This window comes from Streptomyces sp. NPDC018026 (genome assembly GCF_044327745.1).
Lineage (GTDB): Bacteria > Actinomycetota > Actinomycetes > Streptomycetales > Streptomycetaceae > Streptomyces > Streptomyces rubrogriseus.
This window is the reverse complement of sequence record NZ_JBIRFY010000012.1, coordinates 147,594-164,312: the sequence shown is the minus strand read 5'-3', so window position 1 is coordinate 164,312 and position 16,719 is coordinate 147,594. Positions and strand designations below refer to the sequence as shown.

13 protein-coding genes are annotated in these 16,719 nt (G+C 71.7%); 11 read left to right on the top strand and 2 right to left on the bottom strand.

From position 1 onward, the window contains the following. From ACH4D3_RS30900 to ACH4D3_RS30865, 8 genes are all read left to right on the top strand, one after another. Nucleotides 1-891, top strand: a complete 891-nt coding sequence (locus ACH4D3_RS30900) for a TatD family hydrolase (RefSeq protein WP_398328825.1) — start codon at nt 1-3, stop codon at nt 889-891. Between the two features lie 87 nt (nt 892-978). Next, nucleotides 979-2,310, top strand: coding sequence for a ubiquitin-like domain-containing protein (locus ACH4D3_RS30895; RefSeq protein ID WP_398328822.1), 1,332 nt, complete (start codon nt 979-981; stop codon nt 2,308-2,310). Nucleotides 2,311-2,438: 128 nt separating this feature from the next. Next, nucleotides 2,439-3,317 carry a 16S rRNA (adenine(1518)-N(6)/adenine(1519)-N(6))-dimethyltransferase RsmA gene (gene rsmA / locus ACH4D3_RS30890; RefSeq protein WP_398328819.1) on the top strand — a complete coding sequence of 293 codons (879 nt, stop codon included), beginning with the start codon at nt 2,439-2,441 and terminating at the stop codon, nt 3,315-3,317. Nucleotides 3,318-3,324: 7 nt separating this feature from the next. Then, nucleotides 3,325-4,224, top strand: coding sequence for a 4-(cytidine 5'-diphospho)-2-C-methyl-D-erythritol kinase (locus ACH4D3_RS30885; protein WP_398328816.1), 900 nt, complete (start codon nt 3,325-3,327; stop codon nt 4,222-4,224). A 57-nt stretch (nt 4,225-4,281) separates the two neighbouring features. Beyond that, nucleotides 4,282-6,096 (top strand): ABC-F family ATP-binding cassette domain-containing protein, encoded by a 1,815-nt coding sequence (locus tag ACH4D3_RS30880; RefSeq protein ID WP_398328813.1) that lies wholly within the window; start codon nt 4,282-4,284, stop codon nt 6,094-6,096. Between the two features lie 260 nt (nt 6,097-6,356). Beyond that, a complete protein-coding gene (locus tag ACH4D3_RS30875; RefSeq protein WP_398328810.1) occupies nt 6,357-8,165 on the top strand; it encodes a PQQ-binding-like beta-propeller repeat protein in 1,809 nt (602 codons plus the stop codon). 106 nt (nt 8,166-8,271) lie between these two features. Then, nucleotides 8,272-10,038, top strand: a complete 1,767-nt coding sequence (locus ACH4D3_RS30870; RefSeq protein WP_398328807.1) for a PQQ-binding-like beta-propeller repeat protein — start codon at nt 8,272-8,274, stop codon at nt 10,036-10,038. A gap of 211 nt (nt 10,039-10,249) precedes the next feature. Further along, nucleotides 10,250-10,924: a LuxR C-terminal-related transcriptional regulator gene (locus tag ACH4D3_RS30865; protein WP_398328804.1), complete on the top strand. Its 675-nt coding sequence runs from the start codon at nt 10,250-10,252 to the stop codon at nt 10,922-10,924. 352 nt (nt 10,925-11,276) lie between these two features. On the opposite strand, the gene ACH4D3_RS30860 is transcribed toward ACH4D3_RS30865, so the two are convergent. Next, nucleotides 11,277-11,585, bottom strand: coding sequence for a hypothetical protein (locus ACH4D3_RS30860; protein WP_398328801.1), 309 nt, complete (start codon nt 11,583-11,585; stop codon nt 11,277-11,279). Between the two features lie 21 nt (nt 11,586-11,606). Then, nucleotides 11,607-13,295, bottom strand: a complete 1,689-nt coding sequence (locus tag ACH4D3_RS30855; protein WP_164277112.1) for a sodium:solute symporter family protein — start codon at nt 13,293-13,295, stop codon at nt 11,607-11,609. A 201-nt stretch (nt 13,296-13,496) separates the two neighbouring features. On the opposite strand from ACH4D3_RS30855, the gene galT reads away from it, so the two are divergent. From galT to galK, 3 genes are read left to right on the top strand one after another with little or no spacing between them, the layout of a single operon-like run. Next, nucleotides 13,497-14,558, top strand: coding sequence for a galactose-1-phosphate uridylyltransferase (gene galT / locus ACH4D3_RS30850; RefSeq protein ID WP_398328798.1), 1,062 nt, complete (start codon nt 13,497-13,499; stop codon nt 14,556-14,558). Then, entirely contained in the window at nt 14,555-15,517 is a 963-nt protein-coding gene (gene galE, locus ACH4D3_RS30845) for a UDP-glucose 4-epimerase GalE (protein ID WP_398328796.1), read from the top strand. The genes galT and galE overlap by 4 nt, the downstream gene beginning before the upstream one ends. 38 nt (nt 15,518-15,555) lie before the next feature. Then, nucleotides 15,556-16,719 carry a galactokinase gene (galK, locus tag ACH4D3_RS30840; protein WP_398328793.1) on the top strand — a complete coding sequence of 388 codons (1,164 nt, stop codon included), beginning with the start codon at nt 15,556-15,558 and terminating at the stop codon, nt 16,717-16,719.

Below are 16,719 nucleotides of genomic sequence, written 5' to 3'. Positions count from 1 at the left end.
ATGCCTTCGAACGCCTCCGGCCGGTCCGACAAGAACGGCGCGCCCCCGCTCCCCGAGCCCCTCCGGGTCCCGGTCGCCGACTCGCACACCCACCTCGACATGCAGTCCGGCACGGTCGAGGAGGCACTCGCCAAGGCCGCGTCGGTCGGTGTCACGACCGTCGTCCAGGTCGGCTGCGACCTCGCGGGGTCCCGCTGGGCGGCCGAGACCGCGGCGGCGCACGACGCCGTCCACGCCACCGTCGCCCTGCACCCGAACGAGGCGCCGCGCATCGTGCACGGGGACCCCGACGGCTGGTCCCGGCAGGGGGCGCGCGAGCCCGGCGGGGACCCGGCCCTCGACGACGCCCTCGCGGAGATCGACCGGCTCGCGGCGCTGCCGCAGGTCAAGGGCGTCGGCGAGACGGGTCTTGACCACTTCCGCACCGGCCCCGAGGGCAAGGAGGCCCAGGAGCGCTCCTTCCGCGCCCACATCGAGATCGCCAAGCGGCACGGCAAGACCCTCGTCATCCACGACCGCGACGCCCACACCGACGTCCTGCGCGTCCTGAAGGAGGAGGGCGCCCCCGAGCGCACCGTCTTCCACTGCTACTCCGGCGACGCCGAGATGGCGGAGATCTGCGCCCGCGCCGGGTACTACATGTCCTTCGCCGGCAACGTCACCTTCAAGAACGCCCAGAACCTGCGCGACGCCCTCGCCGTGGCCCCGCCGGAGCTGGTCCTGGTGGAGACCGACGCGCCGTTTTTGACGCCGGTGCCCTACCGGGGGCGGCCGAACGCGCCCTACCTGGTGCCGGTCACGGTGCGTGCCATGGCGGACGTGCGGGGCGTCGACGAGGACACCCTGGCCACCGCCCTCGCCGCGAACACGGCCCGCGCCTTCGGCTACTGACACGCTGAGTAGTCGTGCCGCTTGGGAGAGTGACCGGCGCTCCGCTAGGTTCTGGGGGCCCGATCGGGACCCCTGGAGCGTGTGGGTGTGAGCAGAACGCAGTTCGAGCCGGCCGAGGCGCACGAGTACCTCGCACCGTACGACGTGCACAGCGCGCCGACCCTGCCCTACGGCTACGGCTACGGCTACGGCTACGGCGGCGACCCCTGCCCGGCCGCGCCGCCCGTTCACGAGCCGCCCGTTCACGAGCCGACCGCGCCCGCGCTGCCCCGGCAGGGCGACGGACGGTCCGAGCGCCGGCGCCGGGCGCGGTACGCGGGGCGCGCGGACACCTCCCTGCGCCGGCTGCTGCCGCGGGCGCTGGTGGTGGCCTTCCTCGCGGGCGGCACCACCGCGTTCGTCGCCAAGGACAAGGCGGTCGAGCTGACCGTCGACGGCAGCCCGCGCACGCTGCACACCTTCGCCGACGACGTGACCGAACTGCTCGCCGAGGAAGGTGTCCAGGTGGGCGCCCACGACGTGATCGCACCCGCCCCCGGCACCCCGCTGACCAGCGGCGAGGACGTCACCGTCCGCCACGGGCGGCCCGTGCTGCTCACCCTCGACGGTCACCGTCGCCAGGTGTGGACGACCGCGGGGACGGTGGCGGGGGCGCTGCGGCAGCTCGGGGTGCGCACGCAGGGCGCGTACCTGTCCACCGGGCCCTCCCGGCGCATCGGCCGCGAGGGCCTCGCCCTGGTGGTGCGCACCGAGCGGGTGGTGACCGTGATGGCGGACGGCCGGACCCGCACCGTCCGCACCAACGCCGCGACCGTGCGGGAGGTCGTCGAGGAGGCCGGCGTCACCCTGCGCGGCGAGGACACCACGTCCGTCCCCGCGGCCGGCTTCCCGCGCGACGGGCAGACCGTCACGGTGCTGCGGATCACCGGGTCCCAGGAGGTCCGCGAGGACCCGATCCCCTTCGACGAGCGCCGGGCCGAGGACGCCTCCCTCTTCCGGGGCACCGAGGTCGTCCAGGAGGCGGGCCGGCCCGGGCTGCGCCGCACCACGTACGCCCTGCGCACCGTCAACGGCGTCCGGCAGAAGCCGCGCCGTCTGCGCACCGAGGTGGTCCGCGAGCCCAGCCCGCGCGTCGTGCGGGTCGGCACCCGGCCCCGGCCGGCCTCCGTCCACGGCGCCGACCACCTGAACTGGCAGGGCCTGGCCGCCTGCGAGTCCGGCGGCCGCCCGGACGCCGTCGACCCGTCCGGGACCTACGGCGGGCTCTACCAGTTCGACTCCGCCACCTGGCACGACCTCGGCGGCACGGGCCGCCCCGAGGACGCGTCGGCCGCGGAGCAGACGTACCGGGCGCAGAAGCTGTACGTGCGCAGCGGCGCCGACGCCTGGCCGCACTGCGGCGCCCGGCTGCGGGACTGAGGCGAGACCGGGACGCCCGGCCGCGGGACCGAGGCGAGACCGGGGCGCCCGGCCGCGGGACCGAGGCCCGACCGGGGCGCCCGGCTGCGGGCGCGTGGGGCCCACGCGCCCCCGGCTACCCTTGCGGGGTGAGCAGCCCCACCCCCGACGCCCTCCTGGGTCCCGCCGACGTCCGCGAACTCGCGGCGGCCCTCGGCGTACGCCCCACCAAGCAGCGCGGCCAGAACTTCGTCATCGACGCCAACACGGTCCGCCGTATCGTCCGCACCGCCGAGGTACGCCCCGACGACGTGGTGGTCGAGGTGGGGCCGGGTCTCGGCTCGCTCACCCTGGCCCTGCTGGAGGCCGCCGACCGGGTCACCGCCGTCGAGATCGACGACGTGCTCGCCGGTGCCCTGCCCGCCACCGTCGCCGCCCGCATGCCGCAGCGCGCCGACCGGTTCGCGCTCGTGCACTCCGACGCGATGCACGTCACCGAGCTGCCGGGCCCCGCGCCGACCGCGCTCGTCGCGAACCTCCCCTACAACGTCGCCGTGCCCGTCCTCCTCCACATGCTCGACACCTTCCCGGGCATCGAGCGGACCCTCGTCATGGTGCAGAAGGAGGTCGCCGACCGGCTGGCCGCCGGGCCCGGCTCGAAGGTGTACGGCGTGCCGTCCGTGAAGGCGAACTGGTACGCGGAGGTCAAGCGGGCCGGGTCCATCGGCCGCAACGTCTTCTGGCCCGCGCCCAACGTCGACAGCGGGCTCGTGTCACTCGTCCGGCGCAGCGAGCCGTTGAAGACCACCGCGTCCAAGGCCGAGGTCTTCGCCGTCGTCGACGCCGCGTTCGCCCAGCGCCGCAAGACCCTGCGGGCCGCGCTCGCCGGGTGGGCCGGATCGGCCGCCGCCGCCGAGGCCGCGCTCGTCGGCGCGGGCGTGTCGCCGCAGGCGCGCGGAGAGGCCCTGACCGTGGAAGAGTTCGCGCGTATCGCCGAGCACAAGCAGCAGCAGGAAGCCAGGGAGTGACGAGCAAGTGAGCGTGACGGTCCGCGTCCCCGCCAAGGTCAACGTCCAGCTCGCGGTCGGCGCCGCCCGCCCCGACGGCTTCCACGACCTGGCCAACGTCTTCCTCGCCGTCTCCCTGTACGACGAGATCACCGCCACCCCGGCCGCCGACGGGCTCCGCGTCACCTGCGAGGGGCCCGACGCCGACCAGGTCCCCCTGGACCGCACCAACCTCGTGGCGCGCGCGGCCGAGGCGCTGGCCGCGCGGTACGGCCGCGCACCCGACGTCCACCTCCACATCGCCAAGGACATCCCCGTCGCCGGCGGCATGGCGGGCGGCAGCGCCGACGGCGCGGGCGCGCTGCTCGCCTGCGACGCCCTGTGGGGCACCGGCGCCTCCCGCGAGGAGCTGCTCGAGATCTGCGCCGGGCTGGGCAGCGACGTGCCGTTCAGCCTGGTCGGCGGGGCCGCGCTGGGCACCGGCCGGGGGGAACGGCTGACGGAGCTGGAGGTGGGGGCCGACTTCCACTGGGTGTTCGCGCTGGCCGCGCGGGGACTGTCCACGCCGGCCGTCTTCCGCGAGTTCGACCGGCTGGGGGAGGGCCTGGACATTCCCGAGCCGGCCGCCGACCAGGCGGTGCTCGACGCCCTGGCCAAGGGCGACGCCGCCGCGCTCGCCGTCGCCGTCTCCAACGACCTCCAGCCCGCCGCGCTCTCCCTCTTCCCCGAGCTGTCCGACACCCTCGCCGCGGGACGGGCGGCCGGAGCGTTGGCGGCCCTGGTCTCGGGCTCGGGGCCGACGACGGCCTTCCTCGCGACCGACGCCGGGTCCGCCTCCGACATCGCGGGGGTGCTGCGGGCCTCGGGGACCTGCCGGGACGTGCGTACGGCGGTGGGGGCGGCGGCGGGGGCCACGGTCCTGGACTGAGGCTCACGGCGGCCGGACTACCCTGGAGGGTCGAGCGATCCCCCAGGCAGGAGAGAAATGGCCGTCAATCTGGTCAATGTCGAGAACGTCAGCAAGGTGTACGGCACCCGTGCACTCCTCGACGGCGTGTCCCTCGGCGTCTCCGAGGGCGACCGCATCGGTGTCGTCGGGCGCAACGGCGACGGCAAGACGACCATGATCCGGATGCTGGCCCGGCTGGAGGAGCCCGACACCGGGCGGGTCACCCACTCCGGCGGCCTGCGGCTCGGCGTGCTCACCCAGCACGACTCCCTCGACCCCGCCGCCACCGTCCGGCACGAGGTCATCGGCGACATGGCCGACCACGAGTGGGCGGGCAACGCCAAGGTCCGGGACGTGCTGACCGGGCTGTTCGGCGGGCTCGACATGCCGGGGTTCCCGCAGGGGCTCGACACCGTGATCGGTCCGCTCTCCGGTGGTGAGCGACGCCGGATCGCGCTGGCCAAGCTGCTCATCGAGGAGCAGGATCTCGTCGTCCTCGACGAGCCCACCAACCACCTCGACGTCGAGGGCATCGCCTGGCTCGCCGGGCATCTGCGCGAGCGGCGGTCCGCCCTCGTGTGCGTCACCCACGACCGGTGGTTCCTCGACCAGGTCTGCACCCGCATGTGGGACGTGCAGCGCGGCGACGTCTACGAGTACGAGGGCGGCTACTCCGACTACGTCTTCGCCCGCGCCGAGCGCGAGCGCATCGCCGCCACCGAGGAGACCAAGCGGCAGAACCTGGTCCGCAAGGAGCTGGCCTGGCTGCGGCGCGGGGCGCCCGCGCGGACGTCCAAGCCCCGCTTCCGCGTCGAGGCCGCCAACGAGCTGATCGCCGACGTGCCGCCGCCCCGGGACAGCAGCGAGCTGATGAAGTTCGCCTCCTCCCGGCTCGGCAAGACCGTGTTCGACCTGGAGGACGTCACCGTCCAGGCCGGGCCCAAGGTGCTGCTCAAGCACGTCACCTGGCAGCTCGGCCCCGGCGACCGCATCGGCCTGGTCGGGGTCAACGGCGCGGGCAAGACCTCCCTGCTGCGGGCCATGGCCGAGGCCGCCCGCAGCGAGGGCGAGCGGCAGCCGGCGGGCGGGCAGGTGCGGGTCGGCAGGACCGTCAAGCTGGCGTACCTGTCGCAGGAGGTCGCCGAGCTGGACCCGGACTGGCGGGTGCTGGAGGCCGTGCAGCGCGTCCGCGAGCGCGTCGACCTCGGCAAGGGCCGCGAGATGACCGCCGGGCAGCTGTGCGAGACCTTCGGCTTCGGGAAGGAGAAGCAGTGGACGCCGGTCGGGGACCTGTCCGGCGGTGAGCGGCGGCGGCTCCAACTGCTGCGGCTCCTCATGGACGAGCCCAACGTCCTCTTCCTCGACGAGCCCACCAACGACCTCGACATCGAGACCCTGACCCAGCTGGAGGACGTCCTCGACGGCTGGCCCGGTTCGATGATCGTCATCTCCCACGACCGGTTCTTCGTCGAGCGGACCACCGACCGGGTCTTCGCCCTGCTCGGCGACGGCGCGCTGCGCATGCTGCCGCGCGGCATCGACGAGTACCTGGAGCGGCGCCGGCGCATGGAGGAGTCCGCCGCGTCCAGCGCCCCGGCCGTGGCGGCCAAGCCCGCCGCCGCCGTGCCCGAGAAGAGCGCCGCCGACGTGCGGGCCGCCAAGAAGGAACTCCAGAAGATCGAGCGGCAGCTGGACAAGGTCTCCGAGAAGGAGACCAAACTGCACGCCCGGATCGCCGAGAACGCGACGGACTTCGCGAAGGTGGCGGAACTGGACGCCGAGCTGCGCGAGCTGACGGGACAGCGCGACGAGCTGGAACTGCGCTGGCTGGAACTGGCCGAGGACGCCTGAGCCACCGCGTGCGCCGGGCGCGCGGGTGATGTAAAGGGCGCGTGAAGGCTCGTAACAGTGGCATCACGGGCCGGTCCTCCCTTGGGAACAGCGGTGGACGCGGCCCGGTGGGCGGTTGGCCGCGGGTGATAGAAAGGCCGTCCGAGGACTGTCCCAGGACGGTCCGAGGCTTGTGGAACGATCGCCGTAGACGACTCCGGGGCCAGCGCGTGACCCGGGGCGTGGCTAAAAATCAGTGAGTAATAAGGGGGAACGCGCTGATGAGCCAGCCGCCGAATCAGCCGCCGCAGCCGGGTGGCTTCGGAGCACCGCAGGACCCGCCGCCGGGAGGTTTCGGGGCACCGACCCCGCCGCCCCCGCAGGGGCCGCCGTCCGGTCCGCCGCCGCAGCAGCCGGGGTACGGGTATCCGCAGCAGCAGCCGGGCCAGCCCGGTCAGCCCGCCCAGCCGCAGCAGCCCGGGCCGTACGGTCAGCAGCCCGGACCGTACAACTCCGGGCCGTACGCCGCCCAGCCGCAGCAGCCGGGGCCGTACGGCCAGCAGCCCGGCTACGGCTATCCGCAGCAGCAGTACCCCGGCGCCCCCGGCGTTCCCGGTACGCCGCCGCCCGGCGGCCCCGGGTCCCGCAACCCCTTCAAGGGCAAGCCCGCCCTCGCCATCGGCGCGGCCGTCGCGGCCCTGCTCGTCATCGGCGGCAGCGTGTGGGCGGTCACCGCGAGCGGCGGTGACGACAAGAAGGACAAGAAGCCCGTCGTCGCCAAGACCGACGACCCCAAGCCCTCCGGCTCCAAGGGCGGCGCCCCGGTCGACCCCGGTGACGGCAGCGGCGACGGCGGCGAGGACCCCGAGAACCTCAACGAGGGCCGCCAGGCCGGCGAGTCCAAGGTGCTCTGGTACAAGGAGGCGCCCGACGCCCCCGGTTCCGGTGCCGACGCCAACGGCATGTGGATCACCGACAAGGCGGCGGTGAAGGCGGCGTACAAGCAGGTCTTCGCCTACAACGTCGGCGACGGCAAGCCCGCCTGGGAGCCGATCGCCTTCCCGGAGAAGATCTGCGCGGTCACCCCCGAGAAGACGGCCGACGACAAGATCGTCGTCGCCTACATGAGCGGCTCCAGCGACCGCGCCAAGTGCAACAAGCTCCAGGAGATCGACCTCGCCACCGGCCAGAAGGGCTGGTCCGAGGAGGTCGCCGACGGCGACCTGTTCGACTCCACGCTCTCCCTCGAACTCTCGCTCAGCGGCAACACCATGATGGTCGGCCGCTCCCAGTCCGGCACCGCCTACGACGTCAAGAGCGGCAAGAAGCTGTACGAGAAGAAGAAGTACGGCGACGCCTGCTTCCCCGCCGGGTTCGCGGGCAGCGCGAACAAACTCGTCCAGGTCGCCTCCTGCGGCGCCGGCGGCAACAACGCGCACGACGAGCTCCAGGGCCTCGACCCGAAGACCGGCAAGGTCCTGTGGACCTACAAGTACGAGAAGGGCTGGCGGATCGCCCGCGCCTACTCCGTCGACCCGCTGGTCGTGTACGCCACCAACGAGGACAAGAAGGTCTGGAACATCTCCTCCTTCACCTCCGGCGGCAAGGTCCAGGAACAGGTCGGCGTCGACGAGGACTTCGCCCCCGAGTGCGGCTGGGCCATCCTCGAACGCGACCTCCAGGGCTGCACGGGCGTGGCCGTCGCCGCGGGCACCCTCTACCTGCCGACCGAGGCGACCAGCGGCGCCAACGAGATCGTCGCGATCAACCTCACCACCGGCAAGGAGAAGTGGCGCACCAAGTCCCCCGCGGACGAGTCGATGATGCCGCTGAAGGTCGAGGGCGACCAGCTCATCGCGTACGTCCAGCCGTCCTACGACGCGGGCGGTCAGGTCGTGTCCATCCCGACCGGCGGCAGCAGCCACAAGCCGGCGAAGCTGCTGCAGAACCCGCAGGGCGTCGCGGACATCGAGAACAGCTTCTACTCCAAGGACATCGACTGGGTCGACGGGCGGTTCTTCATCTCCAGCACCCGCCTGACCGGGAACGACGAGTCGAAGGAGAAGTTGATGCTCGCCTACGGCAAGTGACCTCTTCTCTCTCTGCCTTCTCCGTCTTCTCCGTCTTCTCTTTCGCCGTCGTTGTTTCGCGGTTCGTTCCGTCTTCGTCGTCTCCGCTCTCCGAGGTACTCACGTCATGACCCAGCCGCCTCCCCCGCCGCCCAACCAGCCCCCGCAGGGGGGCGGGTTCGGCCCGCCGCAGAACCAGCCGCCGCAGCCGCCGCAGCCGTCGGTGCCGCAGACTCCGCCGCAGGCGCCCGCGGCTCCGGCCACTCCGCCGGCGGGGCCGCCGCCGCAGCAGCCGGGGTACGGGTATCCGCAGTCGCCGCCGCAGGCCCAGCCCGGGTACGGGTACCCGGGGCAGCCCGGTCAGCCCGGGTACGGCTATCCGCAGCCGGCCACCATGCCCATGCAGCCGCAGGCCGCGGGGTCGGGCGGTGGCCGGAAGATCAACGCGCAGGTCGCGATCATCGTGTCCGCCGTCGTCGCGATCGCCCTGATCATCGGCGGCGGGGTCTGGTACGCCGGTTCCTCCGACGACGGGGGCAAGGACGACACCGCCGGCTCCAGCGGCGGCACGGGTGGCGACGGCGGTACGGACCAGAAGGGCGGCGACGGCGGCAAGACCTCCGGCGGCGAGGAGAAGGCGCCCTCCGACCCGGCCGCCAAGGTGCTCTTCCAGGTCCCGATGCCCGCGGTGAGCAAGGAGGACGACAGCGTCGTCGTCTCCGGCTCGTGGCTCACCGACAAGGTGTACGCCAAGAGCGGCATCGCCGAGGTCAACGGGTACGACCCCGCCAAGGGCAGCAAGAAGTGGACGATCAAGCTGGCCGGCCCCGTGTGTGCCGTCACCCGGCACGTCACCGACGACAACAAGACGGTGATCGTCCACCAGCCGGCCATGCCGACCAAGGCCGAGCCCTCGCACGGCTGCACCCAGGTCGCGGTCCTCGACCTGGACGCCGGGAAGAAGGTGTGGACGAAGTCGGCCGGCGAGGGGCCGATCTCCTTCGACAACGTCACGATCAGCGGTGACACCGTCGCCGCGGGCAGCAGCGACGGCGGCGTCGCCTTCGACATCGCCAAGGGCGACATCCTCTGGTCCCCGAAGACGACCGACACCTGCTACGACGCGGGCTACGGCGGCGGCGAGAAGCTGGTCGCGGTGCGCAAGTGCGGGTCGTACGACGCCCGTCAGTTGAACATCCAGACCATCGACCCGAAGAGCGGGAAGGTGATCACCGAGTACAAGATGGCCAAGGGCATCGAGTACGCGGGCGTCGTGTCGACGAACCCGCTGGTCGTGGCCGCCGACGTCGGTGACTCCGCCGGGGACGGCAGCGGCATCTCGGACTTCTTCTCCATCGACAACAAGACCGGCAAGCTGCTCACCCGCATCTCGGCGCCCGGCGACCAGTTCGCGGCGCGCTGCGACAGCATCACCAAGACCGAGAGCTGCAACGGGCTCGCGGCCGGCAACGGCAAGCTGTACATCGCGACCGAGGAGCACGAGGGCGGGGGCGAGTCGTACAGCCGGGCCAACGAGGTCGTCGCCTTCGACCTGACCACCGGGAAGCAGACCGGTCAGCGCGCGGACTCGGGCGAGGACTACACGATCACCCCGCTGCGCATGGACGGCGGCAACGTGATCGCCTACAAGCGCCCGCCGTACGACAAGGGCGGTCAGGTCGTGAGCATCGACGGAGCGACGTTCAAGCAGACCACGCTGCTGGAGAACCCGGCGACGGAGGCGGTGCGGGACGTGGAGTCCAGCATGTCGCCGGACTACTCCGAGCTGATCTACTCGCAGGGGCGTCTGTTCATGTCGCAGGTGTACGCCAGCGAGCCGACGAGCGCGGACGAGAAGGAGTACCTGGCGATCGGGTTCGGCACGAGCGGGTGACGCCGTAGGTGTCCCCCGGGTGACCCGTTCCGGCCCCGTCCCTGTCGCAGGGGCGGGGCCGGTCGCGTGGGCCGGGGTTTTCGGCACTCCGGGGCGGTTCTCACCGGTAGGGGCAGCGCGAGGGCTGGCTAGCGTGTAGCTTCCGGGGGACATGCCGGGGGGCGTGCCGGGGACCGGTGAATGGGCGAATGGGTGACTGGGGGGTTGCTCCGTGGGAGTACGGCTCATGGTGGTCGACGATCACCGATTGCTCGCCGAGGCGCTGGCCTCGGCGCTGAAGCTGCGGGGGCACCGGGTGCTGGCCGCGGCGGCGCCGGCCGCGGGGGCGGCGGAGCTGGTGATCAGCCGGGCGCCGGAGGTGTGCCTGCTGGGGACGGCGACACCGGCGGAGCCGGGGAACTTCGATCCGGTGGTACGGATCAAGCGGGAGCGTCCGCAGGTGGCGGTGCTGGTGCTGGGCCCGGTGCCGAGCCCTCGCGGCATCGCGGCGGCGTTCGCGGCGGGGGCGTCGGGGTACGTCCGGCACGACGAGCGCATAGAGGGTGTCGAGCGGGCGATCATGAAGGCGCGGGCGGGGGAGGCGGCGGTGGCGCCGGCCTTGTTGCAGGGGGCGTTCGGTGAGCTGCTGAATCCCGCGGCCCAGCCCGACGACGAGGGGCAGCGGCTGTTGCAGATGCTCACGCCGCGGGAGGTGGAGGTGCTGGTGCGGGTCGCGGACGGCGAGGACACGCGGCTGATCGCGGCGGGGATGGGGATCGCTCCGTCTACGGCGCGCACGCATGTCCAGCGGGTGCTGATGAAGCTGGGCGTGGGGTCGCGGCTGGAGGCCGCGGCGCTGGCGGCGCGGACGGGGTTGCTGGACCAGGCGGGTGCCTCCGGCGGTTGAGCGGGGTGCCTGCGGCGGCCTGCGCGGGTTCGGTGGGGGTGCGCGCGTGGCGCGGTGCGTGCGGTGGGTGGGTCGGGGGCGCGCCGGGGGGTGTCCGTCCTCGGAACGGCGCGGAATCGGTTGGCTACGGAGGTGAACTCTGTTGACGCGCCAACCGCTGCGGGCGGACACCCCCCGACCCGCCCCCTTCGCGCCGTACCTACCGAGCTGCGGGCAGTCGTGCCGCTGGGGCGGCACGGGTGGGCGCAGCGGCACCCCGTTACGCCGGGCCGCGTCCCCCATCGCACCCGCACCCACCCCGGGCACCGGATGCGACGCCGGTGCCCTGGGCGGCGGCGTCACGAAGGCGCCGTCACTCCTTGTCGGCCTCCTCCAGCGGCGGCGTCGGCGGCGCCGTGGGCCGCAGCTTCAGCCACGCCAGGAAGAACACACCCAGGACCAGCATCCCGACCCCGGTCCAGAGGTTGATGTTCACCCCCTGCGCCTTGTCGATGTCGTCGTCGGACGCCACGAAGCCCGCGATCGTCACGATGACGCCGTAGATCACGAACAGCCCGCCGATGATCCGCCGGATGTCGAACAGCCGCGCGGCGGTGACGGACTTGGTCTCCAGCTCGGAGACCTCGTCCTGCAGGTTCTTGTCGGAGTAGGAATCAGACATGCTCTCTCAATCCTCCCGCGATCAGAACGAGAACGGGATGTAGCAGGCGGCGGCCAGGACGACCGCCCCCCAGCCGAGCAGCGCCGGCTTGCGGTACCACGCGTCGTCGCCCTTGGCGGGCGCCTCGGCCATGCCGGGGGAGGTGGTGCCGTAGACCAGGCCCTGGAGGTCGGCGGTGGGCTTCGGCGCGGTGAACAGGGACACCGCGACCATGACCACCGCGCCGGCGACGAAGCCCGCGATCGCGGAGACGAAGTTGGCGCCCTGGTCGGAGGGGATGTCGATGATGCCCTGCTTGTAGATGACGAAGTAGTTCACCATCGCCGCGGTCGTGCCCGCGATCAGGCCCCAGAAGCCGGACTTCATCGACGCCCGCTTCCAGAACATGCCGATGATGAAGACCACGAACATCGGCACGTTGAAGAAGGAGAAGAGCGTCTGGAGGTAGCTCATGATGTTGGAGAAGGAGGAGGCCAGGAACGCCGTGCCGATGGAGGCGAGGACGCCGATCACCGTGATCAGGCGGCCGAAGCGGACGTAGTAGCCGTCCTCGCGGTCCTTCACCACGTACTTCTGCCAGATGTCGGTGGTGAAGACGGTGTTGAAGGAGGAGATGTTGGCCGCCATGCCGGCCATGAAGGCGGCCAGCAGGCCGGTCACCGCGATGCCGAGGACGCCGTTGGGCAGCAGTTGCTGCATCAGGTACGGGATCGCGTCGTTGTACTGGAGGTCCGAGCCGGGGGTGCCGATCTTCGGGACCAGGACCGCGGCGACCAGGCCCGGGATCATGACGACGAAGACGATGAAGATCTTCGGGAAGGCCGCGATCAGGGGCGTGCGCTGGGCCGCGGAGAGGTTCTTCGCGGACAGGGCGCGCTGGACCTCGGCGAAGTTCGTCGTCCAGTAGCCGAAGGAGAGCACGAAGCCGAGGCCCAGGACGATGGTCAGCCAGTTGGCGCCCAGCGGGTTCTCGCTGCCGATGCCCGTGCCGCCCCAGGCCGTCATGAAGTCGGAGCCGTGGGACTTGGAGAGGGAGTCGGACAGGCCGTCCCAGCCGCCGACCTTCTTCAGGCCCAGGATGGTGATCGGGATGAGGCCGGCCAGGATCACGAAGAACTGGAGGACCTCGTTGTAGATCGCCGAGGACAGGCCGCCCAGGGTGATGTAGGCCAGGACGAAGAAGCCGGCCACCACGATGGCCACCCACTCCGGCCAGCCCAGGAGCGCCTCGACGACGATCGCGAGGGCGTAGAGGTTCACACCGGCGATCAGGATGGCGGCGATGGCGAACAGGGCCGAGCTGAGGAGGTGGGAGGCCTTGTCGAAGCGCAGGAGGAGGAACTCCGGGACCGAGCGGACCTTCGAGCCGTAGTAGAACGGCATCATCACCAGGCCGAGGAAGACCATCGCCGGGATGGCGCCGATCCAGTACCAGTGGGTCGTGTAGACGCCGTACTGGGCGCTGTTGGCGGCCATGCCGAGGATCTCGGTGGCACCCAGGTTGGCGGCGACGAAGGCGAGTCCGGTGACCCAGGCGGGCAGGGAGCGGCCGGACAGGAAGAAGTCCAGGCTGGTCTTGACCGAGCGGCGGGCGGCGAAGCCGATGCCCAGGACGACCACGAAGTAGATCCCGAGGATCGTGTAGTCGAGCCAGTTGGTGGGGAGTCGAAGCTCTGCGGCTAGGTATGTGGAGCTTGTGGGGGTTTGCATTAAGCACTCGCTTCGTTCGCGAACTGATCCGGAGCGGAACCTACGCCTCCGCGTTCAGTAATTGAACACTTTTGGTGATGAACTTTGTTTGATTGTGATGTGGCGTGGGGGTGGTGGGTTGTGATGTGTTATGTTTGATTGTGTTGGATGATTGACGGGTGTCCTGGTGACTGTCATGGGTGGGTGCAGAGGAGTGCGGCAGTGAAGAAGACCTCGACCCGGCTGGCCGACGGCCGTGAGCTGGTCTACTACGACCTGCGCGACGACACCGTGCGCGACGCCGTGGACCGCCGTCCGCTGGAGCGGACCGTCACCACGTCCGAGGTGCGGCGTGATCCGCTGCTCGGCGACTCGGTGGCCGTCGCCTCGCACCGGCAGGGGCGCACCTACCATCCGCCGGCCGACCAGTGCCCGCTGTGCCCGTCGGACGGGGAGCGGCTGAGCGAGATCCCGGACTCGTCCTATGACGTGGTGGTCTTCGAGAACCGTTTCCCGTCGCTGGCCGGTGACTCCGGGCGCTGCGAGGTGGTCTGCTTCACCTCCGACCACGACGCCTCCTTCGCCGACCTGAGCGAGGAGCAGGCCCGGCTCGTGCTGGACGCCTGGACGGACCGCACCTCCGAGCTGTCCCATCTGCCCTCCGTTGAACAGGTGTTCTGCTTCGAGAACCGGGGCGCCGAGATCGGGGTGACGCTGGGTCACCCGCACGGGCAGATTTACGCCTACCCGTTCACCACTCCCCGCACCGCCCTGATGCTCCGTTCACTCGCCGCCCACAAGGACGCGACGGGCGGGGAGAACCTGTTCGACGCCGTGCTGGAGGAGGAGCTGGCCGGTGAGCGGGTCGTCCTGGAGGGTGAAGAGTGGGTGGCCTTCGTGCCGTACGCGGCGCACTGGCCTTACGAGGTGCATCTGTATCCGAAGCGGCGGGTGCCCGATCTGCTCGGGCTCGACGAGGCGGCTCGCACAGAATTCCCCAAGGTCTATCTGGAACTGTTGCGGCGCTTCGACCGGATCTTCGGCGAGGGCGAGCCCCCGACCCCCTACATCGCCGCCTGGCACCAGGCGCCGTTCGGGCAGCTGGAGGAGTTCGAGGGGGTGGCGCGGGACGACTTCGCGCTGCACCTGGAGCTTTTCACCATTCGCCGTACGTCCGGCAAGCTGAAGTTCCTCGCGGGCTCCGAGTCCGGCATGAACGTGTTCATCAACGACGTGCCCCCGGAGCGCGCGGCCGAGCGACTGCGAGAGGTAGCGAGTTCATGAGCGGGAAGTACCTGGTGACAGGTGGTGCGGGATACGTCGGCAGCGTCGTCGCCCAGCACCTGGTGGAGGCGGGGCACGAGGTCGTCGTGCTCGACAATCTGTCGACCGGCTTCCGTGCGGGTGTGCCGGCGGGTGCCTCGTTCGTCGAGGGCGACATCCGGGACGCCGCCAAGTGGCTGGACGGCTCGTTCGACGGCGTGCTGCACTTCGCCGCCTTCTCCCAGGTCGGCGAGTCGGTCGTGAAGCCCGAGAAGTACTGGGACAACAACGTCGGCGGGACGATGGCGCTGCTGGAGGCCATGCGGGGCGCGGGTGTGCGGCGGCTCGTGTTCTCCTCCACGGCCGCCACGTACGGCGAGCCCGAGCAGGTGCCGATCGTCGAGTCCGCGCCGACGAAGCCCACCAATCCGTACGGCGCCTCCAAGCTGGCCGTCGACCACATGATCACCGGCGAGGCGGCGGCCCACGGGCTGGGCGCGGTCTCGCTGCGGTACTTCAACGTCGCGGGCGCGTACGGGGAGTACGGCGAGCGCCACGACCCCGAGTCGCATCTCATTCCGCTGGTCCTCCAGGTGGCGCAGGGCAGGCGGGAGGCCATCTCCGTCTTCGGCGACGACTATCCGACGCCGGACGGGACCTGTGTGCGCGACTACATCCACGTCGCCGACCTGGCCGAGGCCCACCTGCTGGCGGTGGCGGCCGCCACCCCGGGCGAGCACCTCATCTGCAACCTGGGCAACGGCAACGGCTTCTCCGTCCGCGAGGTCGTCGAGACCGTGCGGCGGGTGACGGGCCATCCGATTCCCGAGGTGGTGGCCTCGCGCCGGGGCGGCGACCCGGCGGTCCTGGTGGCGTCGGCCGACACCGCCCGCGAGAAACTGGGCTGGAACCCGTCCCGCGCGGACCTCGCGGGGATCGTGTCGGACGCGTGGGAGTTCGCGCAGCGGCGCGCGGGCTAGTACTTACCGCAGTTACCGGAAGGGCGAGGGGTCAGGGCATGGGCGAGGCTGTCGCGGGGACCGTCGGCGAGCGGTTCCGGGAGCTGTACGGGGCGGAGCCGGAGGGGGTGTGGGCGGCGCCGGGCCGGGTGAACCTCATCGGGGAGCACACCGACTACAACGACGGCTTCGTGATGCCCTTCGCCCTGCCGCACCGGGCCGTCGCCGCAGTGTCCCGGCGCGACGACGGTGTCCTGCGCCTGCACTCGGCCGACGTCGACGCCGGCCCGGTCGAGCTGCGCGTCGCCGACCTGGCCCCCGGCTCGGACAAGTCCTGGACCGCGTACCCCTCGGGCGTCCTCTGGGCGCTGCGCGAGGCCGGGCACGAGCTGACCGGCGCCGACGTCCACCTGACCTCGACGGTCCCGTCGGGCGCGGGGCTCTCGTCCTCGGCGGCCCTGGAGGTCGTGGTGGCACTGGCGTTGAACGACCTGTACTCCCTCGGTCTGCGCGGCTGGCAGCTGGCCCGGCTGTGCCAGCGCGCGGAGAACGTCTACGTCGGCGCCCCCGTCGGCATCATGGACCAGACGGCGTCCGCCTGCTGCGAGGAGGGGCACGCCCTCTTCCTCGACACCCGCGACCTCTCCCAGCGGCAGATCCCCTTCGACCTCGCCGCCGAGGGGATGCGCCTGCTGGTCGTCGACACCCGGGTCAAGCACTCGCACAGCGAGGGCGAGTACGGCAAGCGCCGCGCGGGCTGCGAGAAGGGCGCCGCGCTGCTGGGCGTCGACGCGCTGCGCGACGTGCCGTACGCCGAGCTGGACGCGGCGCTGGAGCGGCTGGGCGACGAGGAGGAGGTGCGCCGCCTGGTCCGGCACGTGGTGACCGAGGACGAGCGCGTCGAGCGGGTGGTCTCGCTGCTGGAGTCCGGCGACACCCGCGCCATCGGCCCCGTCCTGGTCGAGGGCCACGCCTCGCTGCGCGACGACTTCCGCATCTCCTGCCCCGAGCTGGACCTGGTCGTCGACACGGCCCTGGCCTCCGGCGCCCTCGGCGCCCGGATGACCGGCGGCGGCTTCGGCGGCTCGGCGATCGTCCTGGTGGAGACCGGCGACGTGGACGCCGTCACCAAGGCGGTCGAGGACGCCTTCGCGGCGGCGGGCTTCAAGGCGCCGCGGGTGTTCGGAGCGGTGCCCTCGGCGGGGGCGCGGCGGGTGGGGTGA